Annotated in this window: 12 protein-coding genes; 7 read left to right on the top strand and 5 right to left on the bottom strand. The window is 60.3% G+C overall.

What is annotated here, in order from left to right:
* Positions 1 to 40: 40 nt before the first annotated feature.
* The gene (locus MKZ87_RS09395; protein ID WP_085689720.1) at positions 41 to 529 is read right to left on the bottom strand and encodes a TIGR00645 family protein; all 489 of its coding nucleotides are present in this window, start codon (positions 527 to 529) and stop codon (positions 41 to 43) included.
* A 163-nt stretch (positions 530 to 692) separates the two neighbouring features.
* Here MKZ87_RS09395 and MKZ87_RS09390 point away from each other — a divergent pair, with 163 nt between their 5' ends.
* Entirely contained in the window at positions 693 to 2,522 is a 1,830-nt protein-coding gene (locus MKZ87_RS09390) for a hypothetical protein (RefSeq protein ID WP_085703156.1), read from the top strand.
* A gap of 19 nt (positions 2,523 to 2,541) precedes the next feature.
* On the opposite strand, the gene MKZ87_RS09385 is transcribed toward MKZ87_RS09390, so the two are convergent.
* The gene (locus MKZ87_RS09385) at positions 2,542 to 2,871 is read right to left on the bottom strand and encodes a hypothetical protein (protein ID WP_007950969.1); all 330 of its coding nucleotides are present in this window, start codon (positions 2,869 to 2,871) and stop codon (positions 2,542 to 2,544) included.
* 243 nt (positions 2,872 to 3,114) lie between these two features.
* Positions 3,115 to 5,553, bottom strand: coding sequence for a Lon protease family protein (locus MKZ87_RS09380; protein ID WP_085697539.1), 2,439 nt, complete (start codon positions 5,551 to 5,553; stop codon positions 3,115 to 3,117).
* Between the two features lie 300 nt (positions 5,554 to 5,853).
* Between MKZ87_RS09380 and MKZ87_RS09375 the strand changes: the two genes are divergently transcribed.
* From MKZ87_RS09375 to MKZ87_RS09360, 4 genes are all read left to right on the top strand, one after another.
* The gene (locus tag MKZ87_RS09375; RefSeq protein WP_007950971.1) at positions 5,854 to 6,342 is read left to right on the top strand and encodes a DUF3015 domain-containing protein; all 489 of its coding nucleotides are present in this window, start codon (positions 5,854 to 5,856) and stop codon (positions 6,340 to 6,342) included.
* Positions 6,343 to 6,434: 92 nt separating this feature from the next.
* Entirely contained in the window at positions 6,435 to 8,288 is a 1,854-nt protein-coding gene (locus tag MKZ87_RS09370) for a DUF4105 domain-containing protein (protein WP_085703155.1), read from the top strand.
* 217 nt (positions 8,289 to 8,505) lie between these two features.
* Positions 8,506 to 8,862: a hypothetical protein gene (locus MKZ87_RS09365; RefSeq protein WP_007950973.1), complete on the top strand. Its 357-nt coding sequence runs from the start codon at positions 8,506 to 8,508 to the stop codon at positions 8,860 to 8,862.
* A gap of 70 nt (positions 8,863 to 8,932) precedes the next feature.
* Complete coding sequence (locus MKZ87_RS09360) at positions 8,933 to 9,427, top strand: GreA/GreB family elongation factor (RefSeq protein ID WP_085703154.1); 495 nt, start codon at positions 8,933 to 8,935, stop codon at positions 9,425 to 9,427.
* A 10-nt stretch (positions 9,428 to 9,437) separates the two neighbouring features.
* Here MKZ87_RS09360 and gdhA read toward each other — a convergent pair whose 3' ends face one another.
* Both gdhA and ettA read right to left on the bottom strand, forming a co-directional pair.
* Positions 9,438 to 10,775, bottom strand: a complete 1,338-nt coding sequence (gene gdhA / locus MKZ87_RS09355) for an NADP-specific glutamate dehydrogenase (protein ID WP_085703153.1) — start codon at positions 10,773 to 10,775, stop codon at positions 9,438 to 9,440.
* A gap of 193 nt (positions 10,776 to 10,968) precedes the next feature.
* Positions 10,969 to 12,633, bottom strand: a complete 1,665-nt coding sequence (gene ettA / locus MKZ87_RS09350) for an energy-dependent translational throttle protein EttA (RefSeq protein ID WP_085697543.1) — start codon at positions 12,631 to 12,633, stop codon at positions 10,969 to 10,971.
* Between the two features lie 434 nt (positions 12,634 to 13,067).
* Here ettA and morA point away from each other — a divergent pair, with 434 nt between their 5' ends.
* A complete protein-coding gene (gene morA, locus MKZ87_RS09345) occupies positions 13,068 to 16,916 on the top strand; it encodes a cyclic di-GMP receptor MorA (RefSeq protein ID WP_085697544.1) in 3,849 nt (1,282 codons plus the stop codon).
* A gap of 240 nt (positions 16,917 to 17,156) precedes the next feature.
* Positions 17,157 to 18,410 (top strand): serine hydroxymethyltransferase, encoded by a 1,254-nt coding sequence (glyA, locus tag MKZ87_RS09340; RefSeq protein WP_085697545.1) that lies wholly within the window; start codon positions 17,157 to 17,159, stop codon positions 18,408 to 18,410.
* The last annotated feature ends 236 nt before the right edge of the window (positions 18,411 to 18,646 follow it).

Below are 18,646 nucleotides of genomic sequence, written 5' to 3'. Positions count from 1 at the left end.
GCAACAAACGGGCGGTTTTGTTACAGCAATCGTCAGCTCATCAGTGCTTGGTGAGCTTGTCCAGGTAACCCATGGCAAACGCCGAGACCACGAAGGTCATGTGGATGATCACGTACCACATCAGGTGCTCGGGATCGACGTTCTTGGCGTCCATGAAGATCCGCAGCAGGTGGATCGAGGAGATTGCCACGATCGACGCCGCCACTTTCATCTTCAGCGACGAGGAGTCCATGGTGCCCAGCCAGCTGAGCTTCTCTTTGCCTTCATCGATGTTCAGTTCGGAGACGAAGTTCTCGTAGCCGGAAATCATCACCATCACCAGCAAGCCGCCGACCAGCGCCATGTCGATCAACGACAGCAGCACCAGAATCAGCTCGGACTCGGCCATGGAGAAAACGTTGGGAATGACATGAAACACTTCCTGGAAGAATTTCAATGCCAGCGCCAGCAGCCCGAGGGACAGCCCGATGTAGATCGGCGCCAGCAGCCAGCGCGTGGCGTACATTGCATTTTCGATAAAGCGTTCCATTGACTCTCACACAAGAAGGGTTGAAATCGGCGGCGAGTATACCAGCCGCCCATGACAGCCAGAAACCGCCCGGAAATCCGCCACCTGCGTGTGTGTGTCAAAGTTTTTCTGCTAGTGTCCAAACCATTGACAGCCCAGCGACAGTGGACAGGACGACTGGAAAATGGATGTGCGATTGCCGATAACGACTGCCGGAATTTGCTTCGCCCTGTGGCTTGGCGGATGTTCGCCCGGCGATGAAAAGCATGCCGTCAGCCTTGAAGAAAAGACCGCCCGGTTCGAGCAATCGCTGGACGCTATCACCGATCCGAAACTCAAGGATGCCGTGACCGAACTCGGCGGTTCGCTGTTGCTGCTCGAACGCGCGCAACAGAAGCTCGACAACAAACCGCCCCGGACCGAATACGGCGAAGACGCCCTCGGCGTACTCCGGCACTACCCGACACCCCAGGCACTGGTCGACACGTTCATCAATGGCCTGTTTGTGTTGCACAAGGATTCCAGCTCCGATTACCTCACCGATCTGCAACCGGTGTTCCCTTTCGTGCTCAACATCCCCGGCGGCTTTCTGTTCCCCCATGGCGTGGAATGGCAATCGGTAACCCTGAGCAACAAACGGGTCATTGCCTATCAGCCGGAATGGTCGGAAACCGATCCTGGCATTCAGCTGAGCCCATCCAGCTCCAACGTCACCAACCCCGATGACCTGACCGTTACCTACCCGTTTATCGAAGGGTTGAATGTCGACAAGAAGAATCTGCCGCGCCCGGTCAGCCTGCAAGGCCAGGTGGAAGTCATCGCCCCGAAACGCCTGCACAGTTTCAATCTGGATAAAAAGGACGTCGGCCAGACCCGCTCCGACGGCAACCTCAGCGTGACCTTGCTGAAACTTGACACGCACTACGCCGAACTGGAGTTCAGCAACCAGTTGCCGCTCGCCCCGGAAGTCGCCAACACCCGGCTCAATCCGTTGATCGTCCAGGCCCGCGACTCGACGGGCCAGTATCTGGTGCGTGCCGGCGCCATCAACGAAAACCCCGAACAGGTGGCGTTCTATCAAAAGCAGCTGGCTTATCTGCAACAGCAGAAAGCCTGGAGCGAGGCGCTGGAAAAAAAACTGGACGATGAACAACGGGCCTTTGAGCAACAGCACCCGCGCCACTACAACAAGGTGTACTTCAACGGCCCGATCGACACCCTTGAAGTCAGCCTGCTGGATTTTTCCGAAGCGACCGTCACCCGCAAGGCGCTGGATCTGCCCGTGCGCGAGTTCGATCCGCACACCACGGAAAAAACCGTGCAGCCACTAGACCTGCCGATCACCGTCTACGACGACCAGGCGCCCGACTGGCTCAAGGGCGCATCCCTGACAGAAGAACAGCTGAAAAGCGGCGTTCATATCCGCCAATCGGTCGAAGAACCAAGCGCCGCGCGCATCGAGTTCGACCACCGCAAAACCTTCAATGATGAAATGCTCGGCGACGACTTCAGCCCCGGCGAAAGCCCGGTGACGTTTTTCACTGAAAAACACAACGGCAAACTCGACGAGCCCATCGAACTGCCGCCCGAGGCATACCAGGTCGATCCGCTACAGGCGACCATCACCTACGACCTGAATCTGTTCCCGGAAACCCCGGCGATTGCCGTCGGCTCGATGCCGTTGTTCCTGGCCACAGTGGACAAAAAGGCTTATGAAGCCAAGGCCCTGCCCAAAGGTCTGGAAATCAGGAGCAACGCCTTGGTGGTGGATTTGAAGCGATTCCCCGCCAACGAATGGCGATTCTTCGTCAAGGACGACAGCGGACATTACCTGAAGCAGATTCTGTCGGTCAGTCACGACGCGAGCGCGGAAGGGCCGGCGTTATTCGGCGTGCATTATTTCTACGGCCATCCGACGCACGTGGAAACCTACCAGCGAACCGACCTCACCACCGTGCAATACGGCTTCGAGGTCAAACTCGACAAAGCGCAGACCCAGGGCGCAGCGCCCTGATCGGCACCGTTGATCGACGCTAATGGTCGAAAGTGCCGATGCTGCGTCCGCGTCCACCATTGATCTGTCGCAACTGCGCCTGCAGATGCAACGACCAGATCTGTGGATCATTGGCCAGTTCATAGCCGTGCATCGTCAGGCTTTCAACGATGGTGTCGAGAATCGACTCGGCGGCGATCGGCCCGTGAAACGGGCCCTGAGCCTTGATGGCGGAAGGTTGTTCACCGGCCATGCCGGCGGCGAAGAGCAGCGTCCACATGCCGTTATCGCCGGCCAACGGCTTGATGGCGCATTCGATACGGGTCACAAGACCCAGGCATTGACGGGTGAGGCAGAGGTTGCGCGACATGGCGGCGACCCTCGGTAAAGCCGGTGTTCAGCCCTTGCTGAAGAGCTGTTTCGATCCAGTGATACTGTCGATGTCCTTGAGCAGAGAATAGAAGAAAAGTCCGGCGCGCAAGCCGCACAGAACCAGAAGGCGCCGAATGGTCATTGTGTGAATATTGACGCCAGAGTGATGGCACTTTTGCCGACGTTCGCGACAAAACAAAAACGGGAGCACAAGGCTCCCGTTTTATGATCGCCGCCTGACTCAAGCCGGTTTGGCCTCAGCCAGCGCCTCCTGCGCCAGTTCCTTCTCGGCCTCTTTCAAATCGTCTTCGCTGATCATCTCGGCAATCACTCGCAGGCGCTCCACCACCCGCGCATTGACGCTGCCTTCGGGGAATTCGCCTTCCTCGTTCGGCTCACCGGCCGGCTCGCCCACCAGCAGGCTCAACGCTTCATCGGCCTGACGCACCGCGTAAACGTGGAACTGCCCGGCACGCACTGCCGCCAACACCTTCTCGTCGAGCATCAGCGTGGCGACGTTGGCCTGCGGAATGATCGCACCCTGCTCGCCCGTCAAACCGCGCGCTTCGCAGAGACGGAAGAAGCCTTCGATCTTCTCGTTGACCCCGCCCACCGCCTGCACCTCACCGAACTGGTTGATCGACCCGGTGATCGCGAAGCACTGCTTGAGCGGGGTTTTCGACAACGCCGAAATCAGCGTACACGCCTCGCCCAGCGACGCACTGTCGCCATCGACGTAGCCGTAGGATTGCTCCAGCGCGATGCTCGCGGAAATCGCCAGCGGGAATTCCTGTGCATAACGGCTGCCCAGATACCCGGTGAGAATCATCACGCCCTTGGAGTGGATCGGCTGACCGAGGTTGACCTCGCGCTCGATGTCGACGATGCCGCTGCCGCCCGGGTACACCGTGGCGGAAATCCGCGCCGGCACACCGAACGCCGAGTCGCCGACTTCAAGCACAGTCAAACCGTTGCATTTGCCGACCGCCGCGCCGTCGGTGTCGATCAGAATGATCCCCGCCAGCATGTCGTCGAGAATCCGCGCCGAGACACGACCGGTGCGGGTGGCCTTGGCCTTGAGCGCACGCTCGATGTGGCCGGCGTCGGTCATTTCATCGTTGGCCAGATGCCGGATGAAATCCGCCTCGCTGACCAGCTGGAACAGATCGCCGATCCGCGCCGACAAACGCCCCTGATGCTCGGCCAGGCGCGCACTGTAGGTCGCCAGACGCGCCACCGCGTCGGCGGTCAGCGGCGCCATGCCTTCTTCCGAAGTACGGGTTTTCAGCAACTGGGCGAACTGCTCCAGGCTTTCGTCGACCATCGGGATGTCTTCGTCGAAGTCCACCAGAACGCGGAACATCTCCTGGAAGTCCGGATCGAGGTCTTGCAGCGTGTAATACAGCTGGCGCGCACCGATGATGATCACTTTGACCTGCAACGGAATGTGCTGCGGGTTGAGCGTCATGGTGGCGAAACGGCCCATTTCGCCCAGCGGCGACTCCATCTTCAGCTTGCGCGATTGCAGGGCGCGCTTGAGCGCATCCCATACGAACGGCTCGCCGAGCATTTTTTCTGCTTCAAGGATCAGGAAACCGCCATTGGCGCGGTGCAACGCACCCGGACGCAACTGGCGATAGGTGGTGTAGAGCGCGCCCTGATCGGTGGTGTATTCGATGCGACCGAACAGGTTTTCGTAGGTCGGATGCGGTTCGAACACCACCGGCGCACCGCCGCTGGCCGGATGACCGACCACCAGACTCGGCGCGTATTGCTCTTCCAGCAGCTTGCGCGCGACCGCGTCGGTCTTGCTGTCATCGACCAGTTGCTCGACCACGGTTTTCAGCAGATACACCTGCATCGCTTGCAGGTAACCACAGACGGCAGCGTTTTCCGCGTACTTTTCCGACAGCGGTGCGAGCAAGGGCTGCAAGGCCAGGGTGATGGTTTCTTCGTTGAGCTGACGCAGCTGGTTGTTCGACTCGCGCTTCCATTGCGGCAGGCTGGCGAGTTCTTCGTTCAGACGCTCTTCAAGGCTGGAAATATCATCGTGAAAGCGTTCGCGCTCGGCTTCCGGCAACTGGGCGAATTCAGCTTCATCCAGCGCCTTGCCTTCGAGCATCGGGGTAAAGGCGATGTTGCTGCTGTCGCGATACAGGGCGACGTCTTTTTCCAGGGCCAGGCGCTCGATGACGTCCAGTGCCTTGTCGTAGCGCTGGTTGAAGGCGCGATCGATGGCGCTCTTCTTCTGCTGGTAGGACGGGTGCTCGAAAACCGCAGGAAAGGTCGCCAGCAGGTTGTCGATCAGGCCGTTGATATCGCCGATGAACGCAGCGGCGCTGCCGGACGGCAACTCCAGGGCGCGAGGTTCGCGCGGCTCATCGAAATTGTTGACGTAGACCCAGTCCGCCGGGGTCTGCAGGCGTTTGCCTTCGGCTTTCAGGTAGCGTTTGACGAACGAGAAACGGCCGGTGCCGGGCTCGCCCATGACGAATACGTTGTAACCGGGGCGTGGCATGGCCACACCGAACTGCAAGGCTTCGACCGCACGTTCCTGGCCAAGCACACCGCGAAAGGGCTCCAGATCATTGGTGGTAGTGAAGCTGAACTGTTCAGCGGAAAACGGACGGGTCAGCGCTTCGGGCGCTAGACGCAAGCTGGCAGCAACAGGATCAGGCATCGGGCTTCCTTAACAATCAGGCGGGGCAGATAGCGGCATTCTGGCGCTGCCCGTGCCCCACTGGCAAGGCGCGCCACACCACAAAGCATAGACAACCGGCCTGCCTGCACTCGGGCCCCGCCAAACCGGGGTTTATTCCAAATATTGTGCAAAAACTCACGGAACCCTCGGAACGTGCCTAAACTCCAAACTGCGCGGCTGGAACTAATACCGGCCCACTGGCTTCGTCTGGATCTGTTTCGTACAGAGCTTGGGGGCCAGAACCCTGTCCATTGGTATGCACATAAAGAGAACAAAGCTATGAAACGGATTCTTCTCGGTACTCTCTTCACCGCTGTATCCATCAACGCGATGGCGCAAGCTCCAGGGGGCCCGGATTGCGGTTGGGGCAACATGCTGTTCGAAGGTCAGCGTGGCACCCCGGCTCACTTCCTGGCATCCACCACCAACGGCACCTCCGGCAATGCCACCTTCGGCATGACGTCCGGCACCAACGGTTGCTCCACCAACGCTTCGCTGACCTACGGCGGCAAATCCTGGTTTGCCATGAATGGCATGATGAACGAGCTGTCCGAAGACATGGCAAAAGGCAACGGCGAAGCGCTGACGACCTATGCCGTGGTACTGGGCGTGGCGCCGGAAGACCGTGCGCACTTCGCCGCCGTCACTCACGAGCACTTCCAGCAGATCTTCAGCAAGGCTGACGTGACCGCCGAAGACGTGCATACCAACACCCTGGCCGTCCTGAAGGCAGACCCACGTCTGGCCAAGTACGCGACTCAGGCTTAAGCTCGACCCACCCGCTTCCTTCGGGAAGCGGGTTTTATTTTTTCGGCCCGCCCTCCTTGGGTCTTTGTTTCTTTCGACTTAAGTTGCCATTTATGCTCAAACGCCTTGCCTGGCTGGCGCTGTGTGTCTGCGCCCCGCTGTCCGCCGCGCCCCACATCGACCCTCAACGTTTGCAGCAACTGGCCAACGACCGTTTCTGGATTTCCCTCGGTCATTACGAAACCGCCAAACTCGGTGGCTGGCGCAGCTACGTCAGCGACAAAAAATTCTTCCTCGCCCCCGATGGCAACAAACACCCCGACCATGAACTGGCGGCCACCGTACAAGCGCTGTACGCCCCCGCCAGTCTCGGTGAGCAACACGCCCAGTGCATCTACCCGGCGCGCACGCGCTGGCTGAAAGACCAGCTCAACCTGACCGACCTGCCGACGCCGGACTGCGCCGAATTCAAGAAGTGGTTCAAGGACGTCTCGCCCCACAGCGCGGTGATGATTTTCCCGGCGGCCTACCTCAACAGCCCGTCGTCGATGTTCGGCCACACCCTGCTGCGCATCGACCAGGCCGACGTGCAAAGCGACAAGACCTCGCTGCTCAGCTACGCGATCAACTTCGGCGCCTACATCGAAGGCTCGGACAACAGCATTCTTTACGCCTGGAAAGGCTTGATGGGTGGTTATCCGGGACTGTTCGCGCTGGTGCCCTATCAGGAAAAACTCTCGGAATACCGCAGCCTGGAAAACCGCGATCTGTGGGAATACCGGCTCAATCTGACGCAAGCCGAAACCGCGCGGATGGTCGAACACGTGTGGGAGTTGAAGCAGATCCAGTTCGACTATTTCTTCTTCGATGAAAACTGCTCGTATCGCCTGCTCGAACTGTTGCAGGTGGCGCGCCCGAGTCTGCGCCTGACCGAACAATTCCCGCTGACCGCGATCCCCACCGACACCGTCAAAGCGGTGAAGGAAGCCGGGCTGGTCGAGCACATCGAATATCGTCCGTCCCGCGAGCGCGAACTGCTCAGCCGTGCCGCCCCCCTGAGCGGCGAGGAACAGGAATGGGTGCTGAAAGTCAGCGCCGATCAACAGCAATTGCAGGATCCGACCTTCAAGGCCCTGCCCCGGGATCGCCAAGCGCTGATCATCGACGCGGCGTATCGGCTGGAACGCTACCGCGCCAACGGCCAGGAACGTGATCCGCAGCGGGCGCAGCGCAGTTTCGAATTGCTGCGGGCGATCAACAAAAACCCGGCGCCGGAGCTGCAAATTCCGCAACCGGGCCTGCCCGAAGACGGCCACGAATCGCGCACCTGGCAGGCAGGTCTCGGCACTCGCGGTGACCGCGCGTTCGGCGAGTACGGCTTGCGCATGGCCTATCACGACCTCAACGACAACGCCGAGAGTTTCCCCCTTGGCGCGCAGATCGAAATCCTGCAAATGAAGCTGCGCCAGTACGAAGGCAATCACTGGCAATTCCAGCAACTGGATCTGGCGACCATCCGCTCACTGACGCCGCGCAACGCGCTGTTGCAGCCGCTGTCGTGGCAAGTCACCGGGGGTCTTGAACGTGTGCCGGGCAAGCATGACGACGAAACCCTGGTCAGCCACGTCAACGGTGGCGGTGGCGGAACCTGGGCGCTGGGTGACGATGTGCTGGGGTTCGCCCTCGGCACCGTGCGCGTCGAACACAACAATGATTTCGCCGAGTTCGTTTCTCCCGCAGGCGGTTTCAATACCGGCGTGTTGTGGAAGAACCCGCTGGGCAATCTCAGCGTGGAGGCCAAAGGCGATTACTTCTTCAATGGTGAAGTGCGCCGTAGCCTGAGTCTGAATCAGCAATGGGAGTTGTCGCGCAACCTCGGCCTGCGCCTGAGTGCCCAGCGTGAATTCAGCCACCTGGCCACACCGGAGACCGAGGTGATGCTGGAAGTGAAGTGGTATCACTACTGATCCCGAACATTTCCCTGAACCTGTGGGAGCGGGCTTGCCCGCGATAGCGAATGATCAGTCAACAGAGATGTTGAGTCTGATGGCCTCATCGCGGGCAAGCCCGCTCCCACAGGGATCTCCACTGGTTAACGAATTACTTACAGGCCTTTCACCAAAGCCCGACGAATCATCTTCTAGACTTTCCCCATAAGCCGGAAAACCGGCCCGGGAGAGTGTGATGTGGCGGTGTGCGGTTTTTGCGGGTGTATTGCTGTTGTTGGGTGGCTGTCAGAGCACCCACGAAGATTTGATTGCCAAGGGTTATCCACCGGCGTTCGCCGACGGTTTCGATGACGGTTGCATCAGCGGTCGTCAGGCGGCCGGTTCGATCAGCGGCGAGTTTCGCAAGAACGTGCCGCGTTATCTCAAGGACAAGCAATACGCCGAAGGCTGGAGCGACGGCTTCCGGCAGTGTCAGGCAATGCTGGAAAACAAGGATCGCGAACAGTATCGCAACGAGCACTGGGACGAACGCGAGCGCGCCTGGCAGCAGGAAAAGGATCAGGGTGCCGCGCGGGCTTATCGTTCGCAGTAGGTCGTTTCCAGACATCCGGCGAAACCTTTTGCCTGCGACCATGGCCCAACGGCTATAACAGGAGCCCATCATGAGTCGCGCTTTCGTCAACGAAGAGAACGCCGCTGCGCAAGCCGATCAGCCGGTCGAACGGCAGGTCAGCACCCAGCCCAATTACGTCACGCCGCAAGGGTTTGCCCAGTTGCAGGCCAAGGTCGCCGAACTGCAAACCCTGCACGCCGAAGAGGCCGCCAGGGGCGAACAGGCCGACAAGCAGCGACTGGCCGACCTCGAACGGGATTTGCGTTATTTCAATCAACGGGTCGCCAGCGCACAGGTCGCGGCCGTTCCGACCTCGACCGACAAAGTGCAGATCGGCAGTTGGGTGACCTACGCCGACGAACATAACACCGAGCGTCGGGTGCAATTGGTCGGCGAAGATCAGGCCGATGCGGCCAACGGCCTGATCAACTGGGCCTCACCGCTGGGCCGTGCGTTGCTTGGCGCGCGGCTCAACGACGAAGTGCTGTGGCAGCGCCCGGCCGGCGATCAACTGATTGAAGTGATCCGCATCGAGCGCTCGTGAACCCCGTTGCTTAAACCACGCCCTGGGCGAGCATCGCGTCGGCGACTTTGACGAAGCCGGCGATGTTCGCGCCTTTGACGTAGTTGATCCGGCCGTTTTCCTCACCGTAATGCACGCAGGCGTGGTGGATCGACTGCATGATCCCGTGCAGTTTGCTGTCCACCTCGCCGCCCGTCCACAGCAGGCGCATGGCGTTCTGCGACATTTCCAGCCCACTGACCGCCACGCCGCCGGCATTGGAGGCCTTGCCCGGCGCGAACAGAATGCCGGCCTCGATAAAGATATCCACAGCCTCAAGAGTGGTCGGCATGTTCGCGCCCTCGGCCACGCAGGTGCAGCCGTTACGCAACAAAGTGCGGGCGGATTCGGCGTCGAGTTCGTTCTGAGTCGCGCATGGCAGCGCGATGTCGCACGGCAACGACCATGGCAGCTGACGCGCACGGAACTCCAGGCCGAAGGCGCAAGCCAGTTCGCTGATCCGCCCGCGCTTGACGTTCTTCAGTTCCAGCAGCGCCAGCCATTGCTCTTCGCTCAGGCCGGCCTCGCAATACAGCGTGCCCTCGGAGTCGGACAGGGAAATCACCTTGCCGCCCAGATCCATCACTTTGCGAGCCGCGTACTGCGCAACGTTGCCGGAACCGGAGATCGCCACGCGCTTGCCTTCAACGGCCTGCTCGCGGCGCTTGAGCATTTCCTCGGCGAAGTACACGCAACCGAAACCGGTGGCTTGCGGGCGAATCAGGCTTCCGCCATAGGTCATGCCCTTGCCGGTCAGCACGCTGGTGAACTGATTGCTCAGGCGCTTGTACTGACCGAACAGGAAACCGATCTCCCGCGCACCGACACCGATGTCGCCGGCCGGCACGTCCACGTCGGCACCGATGTGGCGATACAGCTCGCTCATGAACGCCTGGCAAAAACGCATGACCTCGGCGTCGCTTTTGCCCTTCGGATCGAAGTCCGAACCGCCCTTGCCACCACCCATCGGCAGCGAGGTCAGGGAGTTCTTGAAGGTCTGTTCGAAGGCGAGGAATTTCAGTACGCCCAGGTTCACCGAAGGATGGAAGCGCAAGCCGCCCTTATACGGGCCGATGGCGCTGTTCATCTGGATGCGGAAACCGCGATTGACCTGGACCTTGCCTTGATCGTCGACCCACGACACCCGGAATACCACCGCCCGCTCCGGCTCGCAGATGCGCTCCAGAATCCCCGAGGTCAGATAGTGCGGATTGGCTTCGAGAAACGGCCACAGGCTGCGCAGGACTTCTTCGACAGCCTGGTGGAATTCGGGTTGATCCGGATCGCGTTTTTTCAGACGGGCGAGGAAGGATTCGACGGATTCGATCATGGGAAAAGTCTCGGCAAATTTGTTGTCGTTGGAGGAGATTGAGCCGGACTGTAACAAACGACATGTACACAGCAACAGACAAAAATGTCGCATTTATGAAAACAAATAGTACACACGCTATAAAACAGTCTGCATTGCAGGCAAAAAAAAGCGGAGCCCGAAGGCTCCGCTTTTTCATGCAACCAACCTGTAATCAGGCCAGTTTCTTGTGGCGTACCCGGTGTGGCTGGGCCGCTGCTTCGCCGAGGCGCTTTTTGCGATCGGCTTCGTACTCGGTGTAGTTGCCTTCGAAGAACACCGCTTGCGAGTCGTCTTCGTACGCCAAGATGTGAGTCGCGACGCGGTCAAGGAACCACCGATCGTGAGAGATCACAATGGCGGCGCCCGGGAAGTCCAGCAGGGCTTCTTCCAGGGAACGCAGGGTTTCAACGTCGAGGTCGTTGGACGGTTCGTCGAGCAGCAGGACGTTGCCGCCCTCCTTCAGGGTCAGCGCCAGGTGCAGACGACCGCGCTCACCACCGGACAGGTCCTTGACGAACTTCTGCTGGTCGCCGCCCTTGAAGTTGAAGCGACCGACGTAAGTACGCGACGGGATCTCGTAGTTTCCGATGCGAATCTGGTCGGAACCGTCGGAGATCTGCTGGAACACGGTCTTGCTGCCATCCAGGTCTTCGCGACTCTGATCCACGCAGGCCAGTTGTACGGTTTCGCCGATCTCGATGCTGCCGGAGTCCGGCGTTTCCTTGCCCATCAGCATGCGGAACAGGGTCGACTTACCGGCACCGTTACCGCCGATCACGCCGACGATGGCGCCTTTGGGCATCGAAAACGACAGGTTGTCGATCAACACGCGATCGCCGTAGCCCTTGGTGACGTTCTTGAATTCGATGACCTTGTCACCCAGGCGCGGACCGGCAGGGATGTAGATCTCGTTGGTTTCCGAACGCTTCTGGAATTCCTGCGACTGCATTTCTTCGAAGCGTTGCAGACGAGCCTTGGATTTGGACTGACGGGCCTTGGCGCCTTTGCGCACCCACTCCAGTTCTTCCTTCATGGCTTTTTCGTGAGCCGATTGCTGCTTGGATTCCTGGGCCAGACGCTCGGACTTGGCTTCCAGCCAACCCGAGTAGTTGCCCTCGTAAGGAATGCCCGCGCCGCGGTCGAGTTCCAGAATCCAGCCGGCGACGTTGTCCAGGAAGTAACGGTCGTGCGTGATCGCGACCACAGTGCCCGGGAAGTCGTGCAGGAAGTGTTCGAGCCACGCAACGGAGTCGGCATCCAGGTGGTTGGTCGGTTCGTCGAGCAGCAGCATGTCCGGAGCGGACAGCAGCAGACGGCACAGGGCCACACGACGCTTTTCACCACCGGACAGGTGCTCGACCCTGGCGTCCCAGGCCGGCAGACGCAGCGCATCGGCGGCGACTTCCAGTTGACGCTCCAGGTTGTGACCATCGCTGGCCTGCAGGATCGCTTCGAGCTTGGCCTGTTCGGCGGCCAGCTTGTCGAAGTCGGCATCCGGGTCGGCGTAGGCAGCGTAGACCTCGTCCAGACGCGCTTGCGCATCCTTGATCACGCTGACCGCTTCCTCGACCACTTCACGTACGGTCTTGGTCGGATCCAGTTGCGGCTCTTGCGGCAGGTAACCGATGTTCAGTTCCGGCATCGGGCGCGCTTCGCCTTCGAACTCGGTGTCGACGCCGGCCATGATTTTCAGCAGCGTGGATTTACCCGAACCGTTGAGGCCGAGTACGCCGATCTTGGCGCCGGGGAAGAAAGACAGCGAAATGTTTTTCAGGATTTCCCGCTTCGGCGGAACAACTTTGCCCAGCCGATGCATGGTGAAGACGTATTGAGCCATGGAGAACCTTGGGTCAGTGACTGATGAATGATTGGAGCGCAGGCGATGCCCGGCCAGACCGATGCGCGTCGTTCACTTGACCACTTGATGGCCATCAATGCGTGCGCGCGGAAAAAGTCTGAGTCTAGGAGCTGGGCCAGACGCTGTTAAAACGTAACGAGCGAAGGAAAGACAAGGCGGAAACAGGCGAGGACGCGGAGTTTACGGGTTGTAAATGAGCAGTCCGAGCCTGTTTTCAACGCAGTATTTCCGAGCGCAGTAGTTTTAACAGTGTCTGGGCTCCCGCGTAACCGGCAAAGCTACCTTAATGACAGAAGGCAGTCCAGCCGAGTGGGGCTGGCACTTCGCCACAACTCAAGGCATGCTAGCCGCCCCTTGGGCGTCCGGCTTATAGTGCACGTCGCGCCAGTCCAGCCAGACCGCAGGATTACAGCTTGTCCAACGTCACTCCGCCAGCCTCTGTGAGCAGCACCCAACCGGCGCCCGGCTCGCCCCTGCGCGGAACATTGAAAGGCGCGCTGGCGACACTGGTGCTGATGCTGCTGGCGCTGCTGTTCTGGCAGTTGCTCGATCAACTGCACGAAACCCAGAAAAACCAGCGCCAGTACACCATCGACTACACCGCCGACCTCGCCGCTCAGGTCAGCCTGAACATGGCGCTGAACGCGCAGATCGCCCTCAATCTGCTACCGATCGTCGAACAGCCCCAGTCGGCCGACGAACAGCAGGCGCTGCTGCGCAAGCTTCAGCAATCGTTGCCCGACCTGCGCAGCCTCGCGCTGCTCACCCCGTCCGGAAAAATCCTCAGCGACAGCGCCACCGACAGCCACGACGCCGATTACCTCAGCGATCTGGTGCGCCGCAGCCGCGCTCAAGCCCATTATTTCAGTAACGCCGACGACGGTTCGGTAGTGCATCTGTTGCTGCATCAGGCCAGCGGCAGCACGCGCGGTTACTGGGCGCTGCGCCTGACGCCGACCTTCTTCGACGCGCTGACCAAACAGGGCGACAGCGGTATCCGCCCATTGTGGCTGGTGGAAAACCGCGTCAATCATCAGATCATCAGCCGTGACAAAGCCCTGCCGTCCACCAAGACCAGCACCCTGACCCCGGACGATCTGGCCAACAGCGTGCTGACCGTGCCGCTGAGCAGCAGCGACTGGCAACTGCGTGGCCTGTTCGACCGCCAGCATGTGCTCGAACAACTGCTGCCGGCGTTCATCGGCAAATGCCTGCTGGGCCTGGCGCTCTCGCTGCTGCCGTTTATCGCATTGCTCAACATGCGTCGCCGCCAGCGCCAGGTGCATGAAGGGCGTCGGCGTTATCAGGATATTTTCGAAGGCACCGGGGTGGCGTTGTGCGTGCTCGATCTTTCGGGACTCAAGCAGGTTTTCGAGAAAGCCCAGATCCAGACCAGCGACCAGCTCAAGGCCTGGCTCGACCAGCCGGCGCAGCGCCAGCAATTGCTCCACGAATTGCGGGTCACCGAGGTCAACCAGGTCGCGTTGCAACTGCTCAACGTCAATTCTTGCGATCACGCCTGGCAACTGTTGATCGACGGCCAGCCGCACAGTCAGTGCGCCATCGGCAATCAGGTACTCGACGCCGTGCTTCAGCAGCAAAAGCAGCTGGAACTGGAAATCAAACTGCCGGACATCAATGGCCGCGACCAGCACCTGTGGCTGGTGCTGCGCCTGCCTGAGGAGCAGCACGATTACAAAGCCGTGATCCTGAGCATCAACGACATTACCAGCCGCAAGCTGATCGAGCTGTCGCTGCTGGAGCGCGAAGGTTTCTGGTCGGACGTGGTGCGCACCGTGCCGGATCATCTGTACGTGCAGGATGTGATCAGCCAGCGGATGATTTTCAGCAATCACCACCTCGGCCAGACCCTCGGTTACAACCGCACCGAACTGCATCAGATGGGCGAGTACTTCTGGGAAATCCTCCTGCACCCGGAAGATGCCGACTATTACCACCGCTCGCGGCAGATGCAGCGTCACGCCGGTTACAGCCAGTTGTTGCAATGCCAGCTGCGCTTCCGTCATCGCGACGGCAAGTGGCGGCGTTTCGACATTCGCGAACAGGCGCTGGCGCGGGACAAGCACGATCAGGTCACGCGGATCATCGGCGTGGCCAAGGACATCACCGAGCAGATCGAAGCCAGCGAATCGTTGCGCGACAGCGAGCAGCGTTACCGGATGCTCGCCGAAAGCATCAGCGACGTGATTTTCTCCACCGACAGCAAGCTCTCGCTGAACTACGTCAGCCCGTCGGTGCAGGCGGTGCTGGGCTATGACGCCGAATGGATTTTCCAGAACGGCTGGCAATCGACCATCGCTAACCCGCAGCAATTGAGCGGCATCTATCTCCTGATGGATCGGGTCAGCAAAGCCTTGGGCAAACCCGAGCAACTGGTGATTTTGCGTAGCCAGGTGCAGACCCAGTTGTTCCTGTTCGACTGCCTGCGTGCCGATGGCCGCAAGATCCCGATCGAACTGCGTCTGGTGCTGGTGTGGGACGAGCACGGTGCGTTCGAAGGCGTGCTCGGGGTCGGTCGCGACATCAGCCAGCAGCGCCGCGCCGAAAAAGACCTGCGCATGGCGGCCACGGTATTCGAGCACTCGACCTCGGCGATCCTGATCACCGACCCGGCCGGCTATATCGTCCAGGCCAACGAGGCGTTCAGTCGGGTCAGCGGTTACGCGGTGAGCGAGGTGCTCGACCAGTTGCCGAACATGCTGACCGTCGACGAACAGCAGGACGCGCACCTGCGCTACGTGCTCAAGCAGTTGCATCAGCACAGCACCTGGGAAGGCGAAGTCTGGCTCAAGCGCCGCAACGGCGAGCATTACCCGGCATGGGTGGGCATCACCGCCGTGCTCGACGACGAGGGCGACCTGGCCAGTTACGTGTGCTTCTTCAGCGACATCAGCGAGCGCAAGGCCAGCGAGCAGCGGATTCACCGCCTCGCCTACTACGACGCCCTGACCCACCTGCCGAACCGCACGCTGTTCCAGGATCGGCTGCACACCGCGCTGCAATCGGCCGAACGGCAGAAGTCGTGGGTGGTGCTGATGTTCCTCGACCTCGACCGTTTCAAACCGATCAACGACTCCCTCGGTCACGCGGCCGGCGACCGCATGCTCAAGGACATGGCCACACGGTTGCTAGCCTGTGTCGACGATGACGACACCGTGGCGCGGATGGGTGGCGACGAATTCACCCTGCTGCTGCAACATCGTTCCAGCCGCGAGATGGCGCTGAACCGTGCGATCCACGTGGCCGAGCAGATCCTCGCCAGCCTCGTTCGGCCGTTCGTGCTCGAAGGTCGCGAATTCTTCGTCACCGCCAGTATCGGCATCGCCCTGAGCCCGCAGGACGGCAACGAACTCAGCCAGCTCATGAAGAACGCCGACACCGCGATGTATCACGCCAAGGAGCGCGGCAAGAACAACTTCCAGTTCTATCAGGCCGACATGAACGCCAGTGCGCTGGAGCGTCTGGAACTGGAAAGCGATCTGCGCCACGCCCTCGAGCAAAACGAATTCGTGCTGTATTACCAGCCGCAGTTCAGCGGCGACGGCAAACGCCTGACCGGTGCCGAAGCCCTGCTGCGCTGGCGTCATCCGCGTCGCGGACTGGTGCCGCCGGGAGATTTCATTCCGGTGCTCGAAGAGCTCGGGCTGGTGGTGGACGTCGGCGACTGGGTGATCAGCGAGGCCTGCCGCCAGCTCAAGACCTGGCATCAGAGCCGCGTGCGCGTGCCGAAGGTTTCGGTGAACATTTCCGCCCGGCAGTTCTCCGACGGCCAGCTCGGTACGCGGATCGCCACGATTCTCAAGGAAACCGGCCTGCCGCCGGCGTGCCTTGAACTGGAGCTGACCGAAAGTATCCTGATGCGCGAAGTCAGCGAGGCGATGCAGATCCTTGCCGGTCTGAAGAACCTCGGCCTGAGCATCGCGGTCGACGACTTCGGCACCGGTTACTCGTCGCTGAACTACCTCAAGCAATTCCCGATCGACGTGCTGAAGATCGACCGCACCTTCGTCGACGGACTGCCGTCCGGCGAGCAGGACGCGCAGATTGCCCGGGCGATCATCGCCATGGCTCACAGCCTGAATCTGGCGGTGATCGCCGAGGGTGTGGAAACCCATGAACAACTGGACTTCCTGCGCGAGCATGGCTGCGACGAGGTTCAGGGCTATCTGTTCGGACGGCCGATGCCGGCGGGACGGTTCGAGGCGCAGTTCAGCAATGATGCGCTGTTCATGTTCGACTGAAGATCAGCGGCGCGACCTTCGCGAGCAAGCTCGCTTCCACAGGGATTGATGTCGATCACAAAATCGCGGGCCGGCCTCGGTTACTGTGCGACCCGGCTGGTCAGCGAAAAGGCCGGCACGGACGCCACATATCTGGTCATGAACGCCACTTGTCTGCGACATGATGTCGTTTCATATGCCATCCAAAACCCGTTGGGTTAGAATGCCCCCCTTTTCTGCCCCCGATCCTTGAGGACCGCCATGTTCAGCCGTGATTTGACTATTGCCAAGTACGACGCCGATCTTTTTGCCGCCATGGAGCAAGAAGCCCGGCGCCAGGAAGAACACATCGAGCTGATCGCTTCGGAGAACTACACCAGCCCAGCGGTGATGGAAGCTCAAGGCTCGGTTTTGACCAACAAATACGCCGAAGGCTACCCGGGCAAGCGCTACTACGGTGGTTGCGAGTACGTCGACGTTGTCGAGCAACTGGCCATCGACCGCGCCAAGGAACTGTTCGGCGCCGACTACGCCAACGTTCAGCCACACGCGGGTTCCCAGGCCAACGCCGCTGTTTACCTGGCCCTGCTGTCGGCCGGCGACACCATCCTGGGCATGAGCCTGGCGCACGGCGGTCACCTGACCCACGGCGCCAGCGTTTCCTCCTCCGGCAAGCTGTACAACGCCATCCAGTACGGCATCGACGCCAACGGCCTGATCGACTACGACGAAGTCGAACGCCTGGCTGTAGAACACAAGCCAAAAATGATCGTGGCCGGTTTCTCTGCCTACTCCCAGGTTCTGGACTTCCCGCGCTTCCGCGCCATCGCCGACAAGGTTGGCGCCTACCTGTTCGTCGACATGGCTCACGTGGCCGGTCTGGTCGCCGCTGGCGTCTACCCGAACCCGGTTCCGTTCGCTGACGTCGTGACCACCACCACCCACAAGACCCTGCGCGGTCCACGTGGTGGCCTGATCCTGGCCAAGGCCAACGCCGACATCGAGAAGAAGCTGAACTCCGCGGTATTCCCGGGCGCCCAGGGTGGCCCGCTGGAGCACGTGATCGCCGCCAAAGCGATCTGCTTCAAGGAAGCACTGCAGCCTGAGTTCAAGGCTTACCAGCAACAAGTGGTGAAAAACGCCCAGGCCATGGCCGGCGTGTTCATCGAGCGCGGTTTCGACGTGGTTTCCGGTGGTACTGAAAACCACCTGTTCCTGCTGTCGCTGATCAAGCAGGAAATCTCCGGTAAAGACGCCGACGCCGCTCTGGGCAAAGCGTTCATCACCGTGAACAAGAACTCCGTGCCAAACGACCCACGCTCCCCGTTCGTCACTTCCGGCCTGCGCTTCGGTACTCCGGCTGTGACCACTCGCGGCTTCAAGGAAGCTGAGTGCAAAGAGCTGGCTGGCTGGATCTGCGACATCCTGGCTGACCTGAACAACGAAGCGGTGATCGACGCCGTTCGTGAGAAAGTCAAAGCCATCTGCAAGAAACTGCCGGTATACGGCGCTTAATCGCGACGTTAAACCCGCAGCATGAAAAACCGGCCATCACTGGCCGGTTTTTTTTCGTCTGCGAAAAAGTTTTCCACACCAAACGGCTCAAGGTCGGGGCCTGGCGCCTAACTGGTCAGACCGGTCATGCCAATTCGTCATTTTTCACTTGCGATCCGCAAAAAACAGCGCCTAGACTGCACCCGCACTGGACATACCGGTAAGACCACAATAATTAAGTCCTGAATCCGATGCGC

The organism is Pseudomonas sp. MCal1 (assembly GCF_026341415.1).
GTDB lineage: Bacteria > Pseudomonadota > Gammaproteobacteria > Pseudomonadales > Pseudomonadaceae > Aquipseudomonas.
This window is presented reverse-complemented; position numbering and strand designations above follow the sequence as displayed.

What these genes read in the sequence shown, in the direction of transcription:
- MKZ87_RS09395 (WP_085689720.1), bottom strand. Translation starts at nt 529, where the DNA reads ATGGAACGCTTTATCGAAAATGCAATGTACGCCACGCGCTGGCTGCTG.
- MKZ87_RS09390 (WP_085703156.1), top strand. Translation starts at nt 693, where the DNA reads ATGGATGTGCGATTGCCGATAACGACTGCCGGAATTTGCTTCGCCCTG.
- MKZ87_RS09385 (WP_007950969.1), bottom strand. Translation starts at nt 2,871, where the DNA reads ATGTCGCGCAACCTCTGCCTCACCCGTCAATGCCTGGGTCTTGTGACC.
- MKZ87_RS09380 (WP_085697539.1), bottom strand. Translation starts at nt 5,553, where the DNA reads ATGCCTGATCCTGTTGCTGCCAGCTTGCGTCTAGCGCCCGAAGCGCTG.
- MKZ87_RS09375 (WP_007950971.1), top strand. Translation starts at nt 5,854, where the DNA reads ATGAAACGGATTCTTCTCGGTACTCTCTTCACCGCTGTATCCATCAAC.
- MKZ87_RS09370 (WP_085703155.1), top strand. Translation starts at nt 6,435, where the DNA reads ATGCTCAAACGCCTTGCCTGGCTGGCGCTGTGTGTCTGCGCCCCGCTG.
- MKZ87_RS09365 (WP_007950973.1), top strand. Translation starts at nt 8,506, where the DNA reads ATGTGGCGGTGTGCGGTTTTTGCGGGTGTATTGCTGTTGTTGGGTGGC.
- MKZ87_RS09360 (WP_085703154.1), top strand. Translation starts at nt 8,933, where the DNA reads ATGAGTCGCGCTTTCGTCAACGAAGAGAACGCCGCTGCGCAAGCCGAT.
- gdhA (WP_085703153.1), bottom strand. Translation starts at nt 10,775, where the DNA reads ATGATCGAATCCGTCGAATCCTTCCTCGCCCGTCTGAAAAAACGCGAT.
- ettA (WP_085697543.1), bottom strand. Translation starts at nt 12,633, where the DNA reads ATGGCTCAATACGTCTTCACCATGCATCGGCTGGGCAAAGTTGTTCCG.
- glyA (WP_085697545.1), top strand. Translation starts at nt 17,157, where the DNA reads ATGTTCAGCCGTGATTTGACTATTGCCAAGTACGACGCCGATCTTTTT.